Annotated in this window: 14 protein-coding genes; 11 read left to right on the top strand and 3 right to left on the bottom strand. The window is 60.9% G+C overall.

All coding sequences use genetic code 11. From position 1 onward, the window contains the following. Positions 1 to 93: 93 nt before the first annotated feature. The 3 genes from eno to ispD all read left to right on the top strand — a co-directional run bounded on the left by eno (position 94) and on the right by ispD (position 2,574). The gene (gene eno / locus EGJ27_RS08850) at positions 94 to 1,383 is read left to right on the top strand and encodes a phosphopyruvate hydratase (protein WP_125830349.1); all 1,290 of its coding nucleotides are present in this window, start codon (positions 94 to 96) and stop codon (positions 1,381 to 1,383) included. 188 nt (positions 1,384 to 1,571) lie between these two features. Beyond that, positions 1,572 to 1,850: a cell division protein FtsB gene (ftsB, locus tag EGJ27_RS08845; RefSeq protein WP_125830348.1), complete on the top strand. Its 279-nt coding sequence runs from the start codon at positions 1,572 to 1,574 to the stop codon at positions 1,848 to 1,850. A gap of 4 nt (positions 1,851 to 1,854) precedes the next feature. Continuing rightward, entirely contained in the window at positions 1,855 to 2,574 is a 720-nt protein-coding gene (gene ispD, locus EGJ27_RS08840) for a 2-C-methyl-D-erythritol 4-phosphate cytidylyltransferase (protein WP_125830347.1), read from the top strand. Positions 2,575 to 2,599: 25 nt separating this feature from the next. On the opposite strand, the gene EGJ27_RS08835 is transcribed toward ispD, so the two are convergent. After that, positions 2,600 to 3,493 (bottom strand): LysR substrate-binding domain-containing protein, encoded by an 894-nt coding sequence (locus EGJ27_RS08835; RefSeq protein WP_125830346.1) that lies wholly within the window; start codon positions 3,491 to 3,493, stop codon positions 2,600 to 2,602. A gap of 104 nt (positions 3,494 to 3,597) precedes the next feature. Here EGJ27_RS08835 and EGJ27_RS08830 point away from each other — a divergent pair, with 104 nt between their 5' ends. From EGJ27_RS08830 to rpoS, 8 genes are all read left to right on the top strand, one after another. After that, positions 3,598 to 4,710, top strand: coding sequence for an S-(hydroxymethyl)glutathione dehydrogenase/class III alcohol dehydrogenase (locus EGJ27_RS08830; RefSeq protein WP_125830345.1), 1,113 nt, complete (start codon positions 3,598 to 3,600; stop codon positions 4,708 to 4,710). 106 nt (positions 4,711 to 4,816) lie between these two features. After that, positions 4,817 to 5,662 (top strand): S-formylglutathione hydrolase, encoded by an 846-nt coding sequence (fghA, locus tag EGJ27_RS08825; RefSeq protein ID WP_125830344.1) that lies wholly within the window; start codon positions 4,817 to 4,819, stop codon positions 5,660 to 5,662. A gap of 53 nt (positions 5,663 to 5,715) precedes the next feature. Beyond that, positions 5,716 to 6,189: a 2-C-methyl-D-erythritol 2,4-cyclodiphosphate synthase gene (gene ispF, locus EGJ27_RS08820; RefSeq protein ID WP_125830343.1), complete on the top strand. Its 474-nt coding sequence runs from the start codon at positions 5,716 to 5,718 to the stop codon at positions 6,187 to 6,189. Beyond that, positions 6,186 to 7,244 carry a tRNA pseudouridine(13) synthase TruD gene (gene truD, locus EGJ27_RS08815; RefSeq protein ID WP_125830342.1) on the top strand — a complete coding sequence of 353 codons (1,059 nt, stop codon included), beginning with the start codon at positions 6,186 to 6,188 and terminating at the stop codon, positions 7,242 to 7,244. The genes ispF and truD overlap by 4 nt, the downstream gene beginning before the upstream one ends. Continuing rightward, entirely contained in the window at positions 7,232 to 7,981 is a 750-nt protein-coding gene (gene surE / locus EGJ27_RS08810) for a 5'/3'-nucleotidase SurE (protein ID WP_125830341.1), read from the top strand. The genes truD and surE overlap by 13 nt, the downstream gene beginning before the upstream one ends. A 41-nt stretch (positions 7,982 to 8,022) precedes the next feature. Further along, on the top strand, positions 8,023 to 8,658 hold the full coding sequence (locus tag EGJ27_RS08805) for a protein-L-isoaspartate(D-aspartate) O-methyltransferase (protein ID WP_177522986.1): 636 nt from the start codon (positions 8,023 to 8,025) through the stop codon (positions 8,656 to 8,658). A gap of 206 nt (positions 8,659 to 8,864) precedes the next feature. Further along, positions 8,865 to 9,734, top strand: a complete 870-nt coding sequence (locus EGJ27_RS08800) for a peptidoglycan DD-metalloendopeptidase family protein (protein WP_125830339.1) — start codon at positions 8,865 to 8,867, stop codon at positions 9,732 to 9,734. Positions 9,735 to 9,837: 103 nt separating this feature from the next. Further along, complete coding sequence (gene rpoS / locus EGJ27_RS08795; RefSeq protein ID WP_125830338.1) at positions 9,838 to 10,848, top strand: RNA polymerase sigma factor RpoS; 1,011 nt, start codon at positions 9,838 to 9,840, stop codon at positions 10,846 to 10,848. A gap of 524 nt (positions 10,849 to 11,372) precedes the next feature. Here rpoS and fdxA read toward each other — a convergent pair. Together fdxA and mutS are read right to left on the bottom strand one after the other, a co-directional pair. Continuing rightward, a complete protein-coding gene (gene fdxA, locus EGJ27_RS08790) occupies positions 11,373 to 11,696 on the bottom strand; it encodes a ferredoxin FdxA (RefSeq protein ID WP_125830337.1) in 324 nt (107 codons plus the stop codon). Between the two features lie 242 nt (positions 11,697 to 11,938). Next, positions 11,939 to 14,518 carry a DNA mismatch repair protein MutS gene (gene mutS / locus EGJ27_RS08785; RefSeq protein ID WP_125830336.1) on the bottom strand — a complete coding sequence of 860 codons (2,580 nt, stop codon included), beginning with the start codon at positions 14,516 to 14,518 and terminating at the stop codon, positions 11,939 to 11,941. Positions 14,519 to 14,642 lie beyond the last annotated feature (124 nt).

Below are 14,642 nucleotides of genomic sequence, written 5' to 3'. Positions count from 1 at the left end.
TTGTCGCATTCAGGCCCGGCCTTTTTGCGACCCGCTATCTCGTATCGTTTTCCCAGCTCTGTCGTTTTCGTCAATCTTGGAGTGTTTACAACAATGGCAAAAATCGTCGACATCAAAGGTCGTGAAGTTCTCGACTCCCGTGGCAATCCCACCGTGGAAGCAGATGTGCTCCTCGACAATGGCATCATCGGCACCGCCTGTGCGCCGTCCGGTGCTTCAACCGGCTCGCGCGAAGCGCTCGAGCTGCGCGATGGCGACAAGAGCCGTTATCTGGGCAAGGGCGTCCTCAAGGCCGTAGCGAATATCAACGGTCCAATTCGCGACCTGTTGCTGGGTAAAGACCCAGTGGACCAGCAGGCGCTCGACCGGGCGATGATTGCCCTGGACGCGACCGAGAACAAGGCCAGCCTGGGCGCCAACGCGATCCTCGCCGTGTCCCTGGCTGCCGCCAAGGCTGCCGCACAGGACCAGGACCTGCCACTGTACGCGCACATCGCCAACCTCAACGGCACGCCGGGCGTCTATTCCATGCCGGTTCCGATGATGAACATCATCAACGGTGGCGAGCACGCCGATAACAATATCGACATCCAGGAATTCATGGTTCAGCCGGTGGGCGCCAAGTCGTTCTCCGATGCACTGCGCATGGGCACCGAAATCTTTCACCACCTCAAGGCTGTGCTCAAGGCACGCGGCTTGAACACTGCGGTGGGCGACGAAGGCGGTTTCGCGCCGAACCTGGCCTCCAACGAAGACGCACTGGGCGCCATCGCTGAAGCCGTGGCCAATGCCGGTTACAAGCTGGGCACCGACGTGACCCTGGCCCTGGACTGCGCCGCCAGCGAGTTCTACGAAGACGGCAAATACAACCTGTCGGGCGAAGGCCATTCCTTCGACTCCGAAGGTTTTGCCGACTACCTGGCCGGTCTGACCAGCCGCTACCCGATCATTTCCATCGAAGACGGCCTGGATGAATCCGACTGGGCTGGCTGGAAAGTGCTGACCGACAAGATCGGCGAGAAGATCCAGCTGGTAGGCGACGACCTGTTCGTGACCAATACCAAGATCCTGAAAGAGGGCATCGACAAGAAGATCGCCAACTCGATCCTGATCAAGTTCAACCAGATCGGCACCCTGACCGAAACCCTGGAAGCCATCCAGATGGCCAAGGCCGCCGGCTACACCGCAGTGATCTCGCACCGTTCGGGCGAAACCGAAGATTCCACCATTGCCGATCTGGCCGTGGGCACCTCTGCCGGCCAGATCAAGACCGGTTCGCTGTGCCGCTCCGACCGCGTGTCCAAGTACAACCAGTTGCTGCGTATCGAAGAGCAACTGGGTGCCAAAGCCATTTATCGTGGTCGTGGTGAGTTTCGCGGTTGAGCTGTAAATGTTAAAAGACAACCCGAGTCGCAGGGAAATCGCCACGGCGGTGTAACCTGCGACCCGGGTGCGGACGCTCCTGGCTAGCCGGGAGTGATTGAGCCTGGCTTATGTCAGGCTCAATGCCCTCAGTCGTTTGCTCATCGTGTTGGCTCTGCAGTCTTTTCTACTGGGTACCTGATATTTCAATGCGCAGTCCTAACTGGTTGTTCCTTGTGCTGCTCCTGCTGCTGGCGGGCTTGCAGTATCGCCTGTGGGTGGGCAATGGCAGTCTGGCGCAAGTAGCCACCCTGACGCAGCAGATCGCCGACCAGCATGCCGAGAACGAAAGCCTGCTGGAGCGTAACCGCGTGCTGGATGCCGAGGTCATGGAATTGAAAAAGGGCCTGGAAACCGTGGAAGAGCGTGCCCGTCATGAACTGGGCATGGTCAAGGACGGCGAAACCCTCTATCAGCTGGCGCAGTGACCCGATGAAAGAATTTCTTCCTGCCTTCTGGGCAGTGATTCCTGCAGCGGGCATCGGTGCTCGCATGGCAGCAGATCGCCCCAAGCAGTACCTGCAGCTTGGCGGCCTCACCATTCTCGAACACAGCCTGCTCTGTTTTCTGGATCACCCACGGCTCAAGGGCCTGGTGATCAGCCTGGCGGTGGACGACCCTTACTGGCCGACCTTGCCCTGCGCGCTGGATTCGCGGATTCAACGTGTGGACGGCGGCAAGGAGCGCTCGGGCTCGGTGCTCAATGCACTGCTGCACCTGCACGCTCAAGGTGCCAGTGATGATGACTGGGTGCTGGTACATGACGCCGCACGCCCGAACCTGGCGCGCAGCGATATGGACAACCTGCTCGGCGAACTGGCTGACGACCCGGTTGGCGGCCTGTTGGCGGTGCCGGCGCGCGACACCCTCAAGCGTGCCGGCAGCGACGGCCGCGTAGAGGAAACCGTAGACCGCAGTCTGATCTGGCAAGCCTACACGCCGCAAATGTTCCGCCTCGGCGCCTTGCACCGCGCGCTGGCCGACAGCCTGGTATCGAATGTCAGTATTACTGATGAAGCTTCGGCCATGGAATGGGCCGGACAGTCACCACGGCTGATCGAGGGCCGATCCGACAACATCAAGGTTACCCGCCCGGAAGATCTGGAATGGCTGCGCCAGCGGTGCAAGGAATTTGGCCGTCATTCGGACTGAGATGCCGACTCTTTTTTCCCGCTAACTACCGATACTCCTCCCGCAGCGCCAGCCCTTCCTTGAGAAAGTCCACCAGCTTGCGCACTTTCGGCGACAGATGACGTTGTTGCGGGTACAGCGCCCACACCGCTGTGTTGGGCGGCTGATGCGCTTCGAGCAGCGAGATCAGCGCGCCGCTATTCAAATGCTCCTGCACGTAGTAATCCGGCAGCTGACACAGGCCCACGCCCTGTAGCGCGGCGTCCAATACTGCCTGCCCGCTGTTGCAGCGCCAGTTTCCCTGGATGCGCTGAGAAAACTCCCGCCCGTTCTGCTGCAACAGCCAGGTATCGCTGCCGCCGATCAGGCAGTTGTGGCGGCTGAGCTCCGACAGGCTGTGTGGGCGACCGTAGCGAGCGAGGTAGGAGGGCGATGCGCAGACGTACATGCGTCGCGGCGCCAGGCGCGTCGCCACCAGGCGTGAGTCCTGCAGGCGGCCGAGCCGAATGGCCAGGTCCATGCCTTCGTGCACCAGGTCCAGGGTGTCATTGCTCAGTTCGATATCCACCCGCAACTGCGGATAGGTGCCCATGAAGCGGGTGACCAACGGTGTGATGAAACGCTCGCCATAGGCCACCGCACAGGTCATGCGCAGCAACCCCTTGGGCTCGCTGGCCAGATCGCCGATGGCGCGCAGGGCTTCTTCGCGGCCGTCCTGCAGACGCTGGCAGTGTTGCAGAAATGTCTGGCCTGCTTCGGTCAAGGCCACTTTACGAGTGCTGCGGTAGAGCAGGCGGGTTTGCAGACGTTCTTCGAGACGCACGATCTGGCGACTGATGTGAGATGACGACACCCCCAGGCGCTGGGCGGCTGCCGTGAACTGGCCGCATTCGGCCACCGCGACGAATTCGTCCATGCCCTCCCAACGATTGGCGTACATCGATTATCCCTGTGCAGCAATAATGTTTTGCTTTTGGCTGGATTACTCGCTGATCGGCACTGTACTACACTCCAGGCCTGTTTTTATTCCGCCGGAGAAGATTGATGATCAAGTCACGCGCTGCTGTAGCCTTCGAGGCCAAAAAACCTCTGGAGATCGTGGAAGTGGACGTCGCCATGCCCAAGGCGGGTGAAGTCCTGCTGCGTGTGGTGGCTTCGGGCGTTTGCCACACCGACGCCTACACCTTGTCGGGTGCGGACCCGGAAGGCATCTTCCCCTCCATTCTGGGTCACGAAGGCGGCGCCATCGTTGAAGCCATCGGCGAAGGCGTAACCTCGGTCGCCGTGGGCGACCATGTCATCCCGCTGTACACCCCGGAATGCCGCCAGTGCAAATTCTGCCTGTCGGGCAAGACCAACCTTTGCCAGGCCATTCGTTCCACTCAGGGCAAAGGCCTGATGCCGGACGGCACCACGCGCTTTTCCTACAAAGGCCAGGACATCTTCCACTATATGGGGACGTCGACCTTTTCCGAGTACACCGTGCTGCCGGAAATTTCGGTCGCCAGGATCGCCAAGGAAGCTCCACTGGAAAAAGTCTGCCTGCTGGGCTGCGGCGTCACCACCGGCATCGGTGCCGTGCTGAACACTGCAAAAGTAAAGCCCGGTGACACCGTGGCAATCTTCGGCCTGGGCGGTATCGGCCTGTCGGCGGTCATTGGCGCGGTCAAGGCCAAGGCGGCGCGCATCATTGCCATCGACATCAATCCGGCCAAGTTCGAAATCGCCAGACAACTGGGCGCCACCGATTGCGTGAACCCCAAGGACTTCGACCGTCCGATCCAGGAAGTCATCGTTGACATGACTGACGGCGGCGTGGACTTTTCCTTCGAGTGCATCGGCAACGTGCAGCTGATGCGCGCGGCGCTGGAATGCTGCCACAAGGGTTGGGGCGAGTCGGTGGTGATCGGCGTGGCCGGTGCCGGTCAGGAGATCTCGACCCGTCCGTTCCAGCTGGTCACCGGGCGCGTCTGGCGCGGTTCGGCGTTCGGCGGCGTGCGTGGCCGTACCGAGTTGCCGAGCTATGTCGACATGGCGCAGACAGGCGAAATCCCGCTGGATACTTTCATCACCCACACCATGGGTCTGGAAGATATCAACAAGGCCTTCGACCTGATGCATGAAGGCAAAAGCATCCGCACCGTCATTCATTTCTAAGTGTGAGCTGCAAGTTTCAAGCTTATGGCTGCAAGAGGGGCGGGCGCCTCTCTTGTAGCTTGCTTGTAGCTTGCAACTTATAGCTTGAAGCCTGGAGCTTCCCCCTATGACCCTGGAAAATCTTTCCTGCCAGAAAAGCTTTGGCGGTTGGCTCAAACGCTATAAGCACACCTCCCGTGTACTGGGCTGCGACTTGGTCTTTGCCGTCTACCTGCCACCCCAGGCAGAGAAGGGCGGCAAGTTGCCGGTTTTGTACTGGTTGTCCGGCTTGACTTGCACCGATGAAAATTTCATGCAGAAAGCCGCCGCTCAGCGCGTTGCGGCGCAACTGGGCATCATCATCGTCGCACCCGACACCAGCCCCCGCGGCGCGGATGTACCGGGTGATCCTGATGGCGCCTGGGATTTCGGACTGGGTGCGGGTTTTTACCTCAACGCCACTGAACAGCCGTGGGCCAAGCACTACCGCATGCACGATTACGTGGTGGAGGAGCTGCCGGCGCTGGTCGAGGAACACTTTCCGGCTTCGCAGGCGCGCAGCATCAGCGGGCACTCCATGGGTGGTCATGGCGCGCTGATCTGCGCACTGCGCAATCCCGGGCGCTACAAGTCAGTCTCGGCCTTTTCGCCGATCAGTAACCCGATGGACTGCCCATGGGGCCAGAAAGCCTTCAGTCGTTACCTGGGTGAAGACCGTTCGCGCTGGCGCGAGTGGGACGCCAGTGTGCTGATCGCCGATGCCGCAGAGAAGCTTCCAACCCTGGTGGACCAGGGCGACCGAGATGACTTCCTGGTCAACCAGCTCAAGCCCGAAGCGCTGGTTCAGGCAGCGAAGGCTGCAGATTATCCGCTGACGCTGCGCATGCAGCCGGGTTACGACCACAGCTACTTCTTCATCGCCAGCTTCATCGAAGATCATTTGCGGCATCACGGCGACGCCTTGAACGCATAACCTTCGTCAAAGCAGGTAGAATCACGCCCTGACTTTTTGCAGGGCGTTTTTCTATGCGTATTGGCCATGGCTACGATGTGCACCGTTTCGCTGAAGGCGATTTCATTACCTTGGGCGGGGTGCGGATAGCACACGGTTTCGGCCTGCTGGCCCACTCCGATGGCGATGTGGTCCTGCACGCCCTCAGCGACGCCTTGCTCGGCGCTGCTGCGCTGGGCGATATCGGCAAGCATTTCCCCGACACCGATCCGCAATTCAAGGGCGCCGACAGCCGGGTACTGCTGCGCCATGTGCTCAAGCAGGTTCAGGCCAAGGGCTGGAAGGTCGGCAACGTCGACGCCACCATCGTCGCCCAGGCGCCCAAGATGGCACCGCACATCGAAGCCATGCGTGAGCTGATCGCGGCCGATCTGCAGGTCGGGCTGGACCAGGTCAACGTCAAGGCCACCACCACCGAAAAGCTCGGTTTTGTCGGTCGGGAAGAGGGTATCGCCGTGCATGCCGTTGCCTTGTTGCTGCCGGCATGAACGAACTCGAACTGTTGGGGCCTGCGGCCTACGGCGAAGCGCTGGGCCGGGCAGTCCTCAAGGAGACGGCCGAAGATTTCCAGGTCGACGAGGTGCTGGATATCCCGCTTTCCGGCGACGGCGAGCATCTGTGGCTGTGGGTAGAGAAGCGCGGTCTGAACACCGAGGAAGCGGCGCGACGTCTGGCGCGTGCAGCCGGGGTTCAGTTGCGTACGGTCAGCTATGCGGGCCTGAAGGACCGTCAGGCGCTGACACGTCAGTGGTTCAGCATTCAATTGCCGGGCAAGGCCGACCCGGATCTGTCCGCAGCCCAGGACGATACGCTGCGCATACTCAGCAGTGGTCGTCATCGGCGCAAGCTGCAACGCGGCGCCCATGCGGCCAACGGATTTACCCTGCGCCTGACGCGCCTCGAAGCCGATCAGCAGGCGCTGAACGCGCGTCTGGAGGCAATCAGGCAGCAGGGCATTCCCAATTATTTCGGTGCGCAGCGCTTCGGTTACCGTGGCGGCAACCTCGGTGAAGCGCGCGACTACGCGGGGCGTCAGGCGTTGCCTGAGCAGCGTGCGGTACGCTCACGGTTGTTGTCTACGGCGCGCAGCTTCCTGTTCAATCGAGTACTGGCCGCCAGGGTCCCCGATGGCAGTTGGCAGCGTGCCCAGGTCGGTGATCTGCTGGCATTCACCGACAGCCGCAGCTTCTTTCCGGCCGGAGAAGCGGAATGCAGCGATCCGCGCCTGGCAATCCTCGACCTGCATCCCACGGGCCCGCAGTGGGGCGCAGGCCCGTCGCCGGCCGCTGGCGCGCCAGCCGAGCTGGAGAACCGCATCGCCGAGGAAGAATCGGTGCTGCGGGACTGGCTGGTCCGCGCAGGCATGGAGCACGAACGTCGCATCCTGCGGCTGCCCATCGATCGCCTGACGTGGCATTATCCCGAGCCTGACATTCTGCAACTGGAATTCGTCCTTCCGCCCGGATGTTTTGCCACCGTACTGGTGCGCGAACTCGTCGATCTGGTGTCGGTCGGGCACACGGATAGCCCATGCGTATTCTGATTTCAAACGATGATGGCGTTAGTGCGCCGGGCCTGGCAGCGCTCCATGCGGCCCTGGCCGACTACACTGAATGCGTGGTGATTGCACCGGACCAGGACAAGAGCGGCGCCAGCAGTTCGCTGACCCTCGACCGTCCTCTGCATCCACACACGCTGGCCAATGGTTTCATCAGTGTCAACGGCACCCCGACCGACTGCGTGCACCTGGGTCTTAACGGGCTGCTGGAGCGCCAGCCGGACATGGTGGTATCGGGTATCAACCTGGGCGCCAACCTGGGTGACGACGTGCTGTACTCCGGTACGGTCGCCGCAGCGCTGGAAGGCCGTTTCCTGGAGCGACCGTCCTTCGCGTTTTCGTTTCTGTCGCGTCAGCCGGACAACCTCGCCACGGCGGCGCATTACGCGCGGTTGCTGGTGCAGGCTCATGAACAGCTCGACCTGCCGCCGCGCACGGTACTGAACGTGAATATTCCCAACCTGCCGCTGGAACACATCCGCGGCATCCAGCTGACCCGCCTCGGGCACCGCGCCCGAGCGGCCGCGCCGATCAAGGTCGTCGACCCCAGAGGGCGCGCCGGTTACTGGATCGCCGCCGCCGGTGATGCCGAAGATGGTGGTGCCGGCACCGACTTCCATTCGGTGATGCAAGGCTATGTGTCGATCACGCCGCTGCAATTTGACCGCACCTACCAGAACGGTTTCGGCAGCCTCAATAACTGGCTGGAGGGCCTGCGCTGATGTCACGCGAGCAAGATGATCTACTGCGTCGCGGAATCGGGATGACCTCGCAGCGTACTCGCGAACGCCTGATTCAGCGCCTTTACGAAGAAGGCATCTCCAACACGCGGGTGCTGGACGTCATTCGCAAGACGCCGCGGCATCTGTTCGTCGACGAGGCGCTTGCACACCGCGCCTACGAAGACACTGCGCTGCCGATCGGCAACAACCAGACCATTTCCCAGCCGTACATGGTTGCCCGCATGAGCGAGCTGCTGCTGGCGGCAGGTCCGCTGGACAAGGTGCTGGAAATCGGCACCGGCTCCGGTTACCAGACTGCCGTACTGGCGCAGCTGGTGGAGCGGGTGTTCTCGGTGGAGCGCATCAAGGTGCTGCAGGACCGGGCCAAGGAGCGGCTGGTCGAACTCAACCTGCGCAACGTAGTGTTTCGCTGGGGCGACGGCTGGGAGGGGTGGCCGGCGCTGGCACCCTACAACGGTATTATCGTGACGGCGGTCGCCACCGACGTGCCTCAGGCGCTGCTCGACCAGTTGGCGCCTGGTGGGCGGCTGGTCATTCCGGTCGGTTCCGGAGAGGTGCAGCAATTGATGCTGATCATTCGTGAAGAGCATGGCTTTGCACGGCACGTCCTGGGCGCCGTGCGATTCGTCCCGCTGCTCAACGGGCCGCTGGCTTGACGGGGGCTTGGGTGTAAAGGAATTACCGGCGCGCTCATCGGTCTACAGCCTTCGTGCGAGCCGGCCTTGCACAAGTGGCCGCGCGCGTTGGCGGCTGTGCCTGAAATACAGGGCATCGGTTTCGACGCAGTTAACCACAGGCTGCCTCCGCGCATGCGGCACAATAGGCAGCTTTTGAATTCAGTCACCAGTAAAGGGAGTGGCGGGTGAGTCACACAGTCATTCAGCAGCTCAGGTCTTCAAGAAGTTATCAGCGTCTGGTGATTGGCATTGCTCTCAGTGTCCTCTTGGTCGGCTGTTCCAGTTCCCCGTCGGGTGGCGTGCGCGTGGTTGACCGTAACGGCAACACCGTGTCCCAGCGTCCGGCCGTGACCACAGGGCAATACGTCGTACGTCGTGGCGATACCCTGTTTTCCATTGCATTTCGTTACGGTTGGGACTGGAAAGCCCTGGCCGCGCGCAACCAGATTCCCGAGCCGTTCACTATCCGGCCGGGTCAGACGATTCGCTTCGACGGGCGTTCAAATTCAACGGCAACCGGCGTCGCAACCGCGCCGGTCGTGACCCGTCCGGTGACCACTACTTCTACCAGCAACAGCGCCTCCGGCTCCGTGAAGACGACGGTTATCTCCAAACCGGTAGCGGTTGTACCGGTGGTGATACCGCCCTCGGCCACCGCGCAAACCGGCGCCGCGGGCAAGTCTCCGACCGGTTGGGGGTGGCCTTCGAGCGGCGTATTGATAGGAAAATTTTCCTCAAACGGCAGTTTGAATAAAGGAATTGATATCGCGGGTGATTTGGGACAGCCTGTTTTGGCTGCGTCTGATGGTTCAGTTGTTTACGCCGGAAGTGGATTACGGGGCTACGGCGAATTGATCATCATCAAACACAGCGATACCTACGTCAGTGCCTACGGTCATAACCGCAGGTTGTTGGTACGGGAGGGGCAACAGGTCAAGGCTGGACAGACAATTGCCGAGATGGGTTCGACGGGAACTGACCGGGTGAAACTGCATTTTGAGATTCGCCGCCAGGGTAAGCCTGTCGATCCGCTGCAATTTTTGCCCAAGCGTTGATGGTTGCCAGCCTGTTTCTGACGTAGCAGGAACAGGCTCAAGCGTTGCCACGGAAATAGGCGTCGCTGGAGCTTGAGGTCGAACTCACCAAAGGACTATAACAATGGCTCTTAGCAACGAAGCGCCGGAGTTTGACATCGATGACGACGTGCTTCTCATGGAATCCGGTCTTGTCCTGGAAGAGGCTGCGGTCGAAAAGCAGTCTCGCGCTGCGCCTTCGAGTCGTGCCAAGGCCAAGCAGTCTTCATCGCTCAAACAACATAAATATATTGATTACACCCGGGCGCTCGACGCTACCCAGTTGTATCTCAATGAAATAGGGTTCTCCCCCCTGTTGTCCCCGGAAGAAGAGGTCCACTTTGCACGGCTGTCGCAAAGCGGTGATCCGGCCGGACGAAAACGCATGATTGAAAGCAATCTGCGGCTGGTGGTCAAAATCGCCAGGCGCTACGTCAATCGTGGGCTGTCATTGCTCGACCTGATCGAAGAGGGCAACCTCGGTCTGATCAGGGCGGTAGAAAAATTCGACCCTGAACGCGGTTTCCGATTCTCCACTTACGCAACCTGGTGGATTCGTCAGACCATTGAGCGTGCCATCATGAATCAGACCCGGACCATCCGGCTGCCGATTCATGTCGTCAAGGAACTGAACGTCTACCTGCGTGCGGCGCGCGAGCTCACTCAGAAGCTCGATCACGAGCCATCCCCCGAAGAGATCGCCACGCTGCTGGAAAAGCCGGTCGGCGAGGTCAAGCGCATGCTTGGGCTCAATGAACGGGTATCCTCCGTGGACGTTTCACTGGGCCCGGATTCGGACAAGACCCTGCTGGACACCTTGACCGATGATCGACCGACTGACCCCTGCGAGCTGTTGCAGGATGACGACCTTTCCCAAAGCATCGATCAGTGGCTGTCTGAACTCACTGACAAGCAACGGGAAGTGGTCATACGCCGTTTCGGTCTGCGTGGACACGAAAGCAGTACGCTGGAAGATGTAGGTCTTGAGATCGGCCTGACCCGCGAGCGGGTGCGGCAGATCCAGGTGGAAGGCCTCAAGCGGCTTCGTGAGATCCTGGAGAAGAACGGATTGTCGAGCGAGTCGCTATTCCAGTAGTTCCTCGCCGCGTGACAAAAGCCGATATGAATATCCTGTGTTCATATCGGCTTTTTAGTGGGCGCTCGCCTGACCGGCGCCTGGCCGTTCAATGGTCCGGCCTGCCGCGGGTTGGGAAATAATTCGAAACTGGCGTAAGCGTTCACTTACCCGGACTGTAGGTTTTCGCTGATTTGTAAGGGCATATCTGGACGGAAAAACCGGGTGCTTGATTAAGCCGCTGATTCCCTTTGGTTTTTTTCGAGTGCCGGATGTGACGGTAATATCCGGCGGTTTTTTCCGGCATTGCTCTGATCCCGAAAATGAATAAGATCGAACTGTGCCAACGGAACGGCACGGGCTGTCACGGACGACGGTCATGGACATCGCGGGATGCGATTCATCAGGACGATGACAGGGAATACAGGGATCAGGGAAAGGTGGGCGGTTTATACCGCCCCTTTTTTTGCCTGAATTTTGTCTCCGGGCCTGCAAAGGCTGCCCACAAAAAAGGCCCCGAAGGGCCTTTTGCAAACACCGGACGCCTAGCGTTCGAGGTCTGCGATCTTGCCAGGCTTGCCATCCCACTGCGCGGCATCGGCCAGCGCGTCTTTCTTCTCGGTGATGTTCGGCCAGACCTCGGCAAGCTCGGCGTTGAGCTCGATGAAGTTCTCCATTCCGGCGGGAATCTCGTCCTCCGAGAAAATCGCCTGGGCAGGGCACTCCGGCTCGCAGAGGGCGCAGTCGATGCACTCGTCCGGGTGAATCACCAGGAAGTTCGGCCCTTCGTAGAAGCAGTCCACCGGACAGACTTCTACGCAGTCGGTGTACTTGCACTTGATGCAGTTGTCGGTGACGACGAAGGTCATTTCTAATTCTCTCCTCAGGCGGCGGCAGCAGAGCCCTTCCAGACAGGGATGCAGGGTTCGGGGAGGTCCCGGCCTCATGAAAACGTGCTTGGGTGCGCGGCCTTGAAGCAGTTGACTGCCTCGCCTGCCGCAAACACATAGGTTCGCTGCGTTATCACGCGGCTCGGATAGCGGCGCTGCCAGGCTAAAAGCAGAGCGCATCCCAAACCGCGCGGGATTCTAACAGCTTGTTGCACGCTTCGTCAGAGGCGTGTTTGCAATGTATACAACATCTCAAGCGCCTGACGCGGCGTAAGGTCGTCGAGTTTCACTTTCGACAGCTCGTCGAGCACCGGATGGGGCAGGCTGGCGAACAGGTCGCTCTGTTGCGGAGCGGCAGGTTTGCCGGGCCTGGCCTTGGGCTTTTCATGGGGCAGGCTGGTGGTTTCCAGGCGTTGCAGATGCTCCTTGGCACGGGTGATTACCTTGCCCGGAACCCCCGCCAACTGGGCCACCGCCAGGCCGTAGCTCTGGCTTGCCGGGCCTGGCAGCACCCGGTGCAAAAACACGATGCGCTCGTTGTGCTCGGTTGCATTGAGGTGCACGTTGGTGACCAGCGGTTCGCTTTCCGGCAGCACTGTCAGCTCGAAGTAGTGGGTGGCGAACAGCGTGTAGGCGCGCAACTGGGCGAGACATTCTGCCGCAGCCCAAGCCAGCGACAAACCGTCGAACGTACTGGTGCCGCGACCGACTTCGTCCATCAGCACCAGACTGCGATCGGTGGCGTTATGCAGAATGTTCGCCGTCTCGCTCATTTCCACCATGAACGTGGAACGCCCGCCGGCCAGGTCATCGCTCGACCCGATCCGGGTGAAGATGCGGTCGACCAGCGACAACTCGCAACTGGCAGCCGGTACGAAACTGCCGATATGCGCCAGCAGCACGATCAATGCCGTCTGACGCATGTAGGTGGACTTACCGCCCATGTTCGGACCGGTGATGACCAGCATGCGCGTGTTGTCGTCCAGCGCCAGGTCATTGGCCACGAACGGCGTGGACAGCACCTGCTCGACTACCGGGTGGCGACCCTGTTCGATGCGCATGCATGGCTCATCGACGAAGCGTGGGCAGTTGAGGTCCAGATTCAGGGCGCGCTCGGCCAGGTTGCTCAGCACGTCCAGTTCAGCCAGGGCGGCCGCGCTGTCCTGCAACGGCGCCAGATGGCCGATCAGATCTTCCAGCAGCGCCTCGTAGAGCAGCTTTTCCCTGGCCAGCGCCCGGCTTTTTGCCGACAGGGCCTTGTCTTCGAAGGCCTTGAGTTCCGGCGTGATGAAACGCTCGGCGCCTTTGAGAGTCTGGCGACGGATATAGTCGGCCGGGGCCTGTTCGGCCTGCTTGCTCGGCAATTCGATGAAATAGCCGTGGACGCGGTTGTAACCCACCTTGAGATTGGCGAGGCCGGTGCGGGCTTTTTCCCGGGCTTCCAGATCGATCAGGAATTGCCCGGCGTGCTCGCTGAGGGACAGCAGCTCGTCAAGCTCGGCGTCGTAGCCGGTCTTCAGCACGCCGCCGTCACGGATAACGGCGGGCGGATTGTCGATTACCGCACGTTGCAGCAGGTCCGCCAGCTCTGGATAGGTGCTGATGGTCGCCGCCAGTTGTTGCAGGTGCGGCGCCTCCAGCTCAGACAGTGCGGTTTGCAGTGCGGGCAGTGCGCCCAGCGCGTCGCGCAGGCGGGCCAGGTCACGAGGGCGGGCATTGCGCAGGCCGATACGGGCGAGAATCCGCTCGATATCGCCGATTTCCTTGAGCTGCGGTTGCAGGTTCTCGAAGCGATAGCGTTCCAGCACACAGGTGATCGAACTCTGGCGCGCCTGAAGGACGGTCAGGTCACGCAGCGGGCGGTTCAGCCAACGCGTCAGCAGGCGGGTACCCATGGCGGTCTGGCAGCGGTCCATGACCGATTGCAGGGTATTGTCGCGCCCGCCGGAAAGATTGATATCCAGTTCCAGGTTGCGGCGGCTGGCGCCATCCAGCACCACCGTGTCGTCCAGTCGCTCGTGGCGCAGGCTGCGCAGGTGCGGCAAGGCAGTGCGCTGGGTTTCCTTGGCGTAGCCCAGCAGGCATCCGGCGGCACCGATGGCCAGGGTCAGCATCTCGCAGCCGAAGCCCTTGAGGTCCTGAGTCGCGAACTGCTGGCACAGGCTTTTGTGGGCGCTGTCACGTTCGAAGTCCCACGGAGCGCGACGGCGAGCACCGCGGCGCTTCTCGGCAGGCAAGCCCTGCGGCCAGTCGTCAGGAATCAGCAGCTCCACGGGGTTGATGCGCTCAAGCTCGGCCAGCAGGTTTTCCCAGCCCTTGATTTCCAGCACGCTGAAACTGCCGCTGGTGATGTCCAGGACGGCCAGGCCGAACAGGCGCTCATCGCCCAGAACGGCGGCGATCAGGTTGTCACGGCGCTCGTCGAGGAACGCTTCATCGCTGATGGTTCCAGGCGTGATGATGCGCACGACCTGGCGCTCTACCGGCCCTTTGCTGGTGGCCGGATCACCGATCTGCTCGCAGATGACCACCGATTCGCCCAGCTTGACCAGCTTGGCCAGATAACCCTCGGCCGCATGGTACGGAATGCCGCACATGGGAATGCTCTGGCCTGCCGACTGACCGCGGGCGGTCAGGGTGATATCCAGCAGCTTGGCCGCCTTCTTCGCATCTTCGTAGAAGATTTCGTAGAAGTCGCCCATGCGGTAGAACATGAGCTGGTCAGGGTGCTGATTCTTGAGCCGCCAATATTGCTGCATCATGGGCGTGTGTGAGGAGAGATCGGAGAGGGCTTTGTTCATCAGTCAGTCGGGACAATTCTTGAAATAGGTGGGGCAGACTACGGATATGAGAGGCAACCCCTTCCTGTTTCCGGAGGTTGTCCTGCGTATGTCTGGCGATGGGCGCAAGATTATCACGCACGCT

The sequence above is a fragment of the Pseudomonas sp. v388 genome (genome assembly GCF_003935425.1).
Classification (GTDB): Bacteria; Pseudomonadota; Gammaproteobacteria; order Pseudomonadales; family Pseudomonadaceae; genus Aquipseudomonas.
The sequence above is the reverse complement of the archived record's forward strand: the minus strand, read 5'-3'. Positions and strand labels throughout refer to the sequence as shown.

Excerpts from the sequence above, each read along its gene's own strand:
- ispD (WP_125830347.1), top strand. The coding sequence starts at position 1,855 with ATGAAAGAATTTCTTCCTGCCTTCTGGGCAGTGATTCCTGCAGCGGGC.
- surE (WP_125830341.1), top strand. The coding sequence starts at position 7,232 with ATGCGTATTCTGATTTCAAACGATGATGGCGTTAGTGCGCCGGGCCTG.
- fdxA (WP_125830337.1), bottom strand. The coding sequence starts at position 11,696 with ATGACCTTCGTCGTCACCGACAACTGCATCAAGTGCAAGTACACCGAC.
- EGJ27_RS08830 (WP_125830345.1), top strand. The coding sequence starts at position 3,598 with ATGATCAAGTCACGCGCTGCTGTAGCCTTCGAGGCCAAAAAACCTCTG.
- mutS (WP_125830336.1), bottom strand. The coding sequence starts at position 14,518 with ATGAACAAAGCCCTCTCCGATCTCTCCTCACACACGCCCATGATGCAG.
- rpoS (WP_125830338.1), top strand. The coding sequence starts at position 9,838 with ATGGCTCTTAGCAACGAAGCGCCGGAGTTTGACATCGATGACGACGTG.
- EGJ27_RS08835 (WP_125830346.1), bottom strand. The coding sequence starts at position 3,493 with ATGTACGCCAATCGTTGGGAGGGCATGGACGAATTCGTCGCGGTGGCC.
- eno (WP_125830349.1), top strand. The coding sequence starts at position 94 with ATGGCAAAAATCGTCGACATCAAAGGTCGTGAAGTTCTCGACTCCCGT.
- truD (WP_125830342.1), top strand. The coding sequence starts at position 6,186 with ATGAACGAACTCGAACTGTTGGGGCCTGCGGCCTACGGCGAAGCGCTG.
- fghA (WP_125830344.1), top strand. The coding sequence starts at position 4,817 with ATGACCCTGGAAAATCTTTCCTGCCAGAAAAGCTTTGGCGGTTGGCTC.
- EGJ27_RS08805 (WP_177522986.1), top strand. The coding sequence starts at position 8,023 with ATGACCTCGCAGCGTACTCGCGAACGCCTGATTCAGCGCCTTTACGAA.
- ispF (WP_125830343.1), top strand. The coding sequence starts at position 5,716 with ATGCGTATTGGCCATGGCTACGATGTGCACCGTTTCGCTGAAGGCGAT.
- ftsB (WP_125830348.1), top strand. The coding sequence starts at position 1,572 with ATGCGCAGTCCTAACTGGTTGTTCCTTGTGCTGCTCCTGCTGCTGGCG.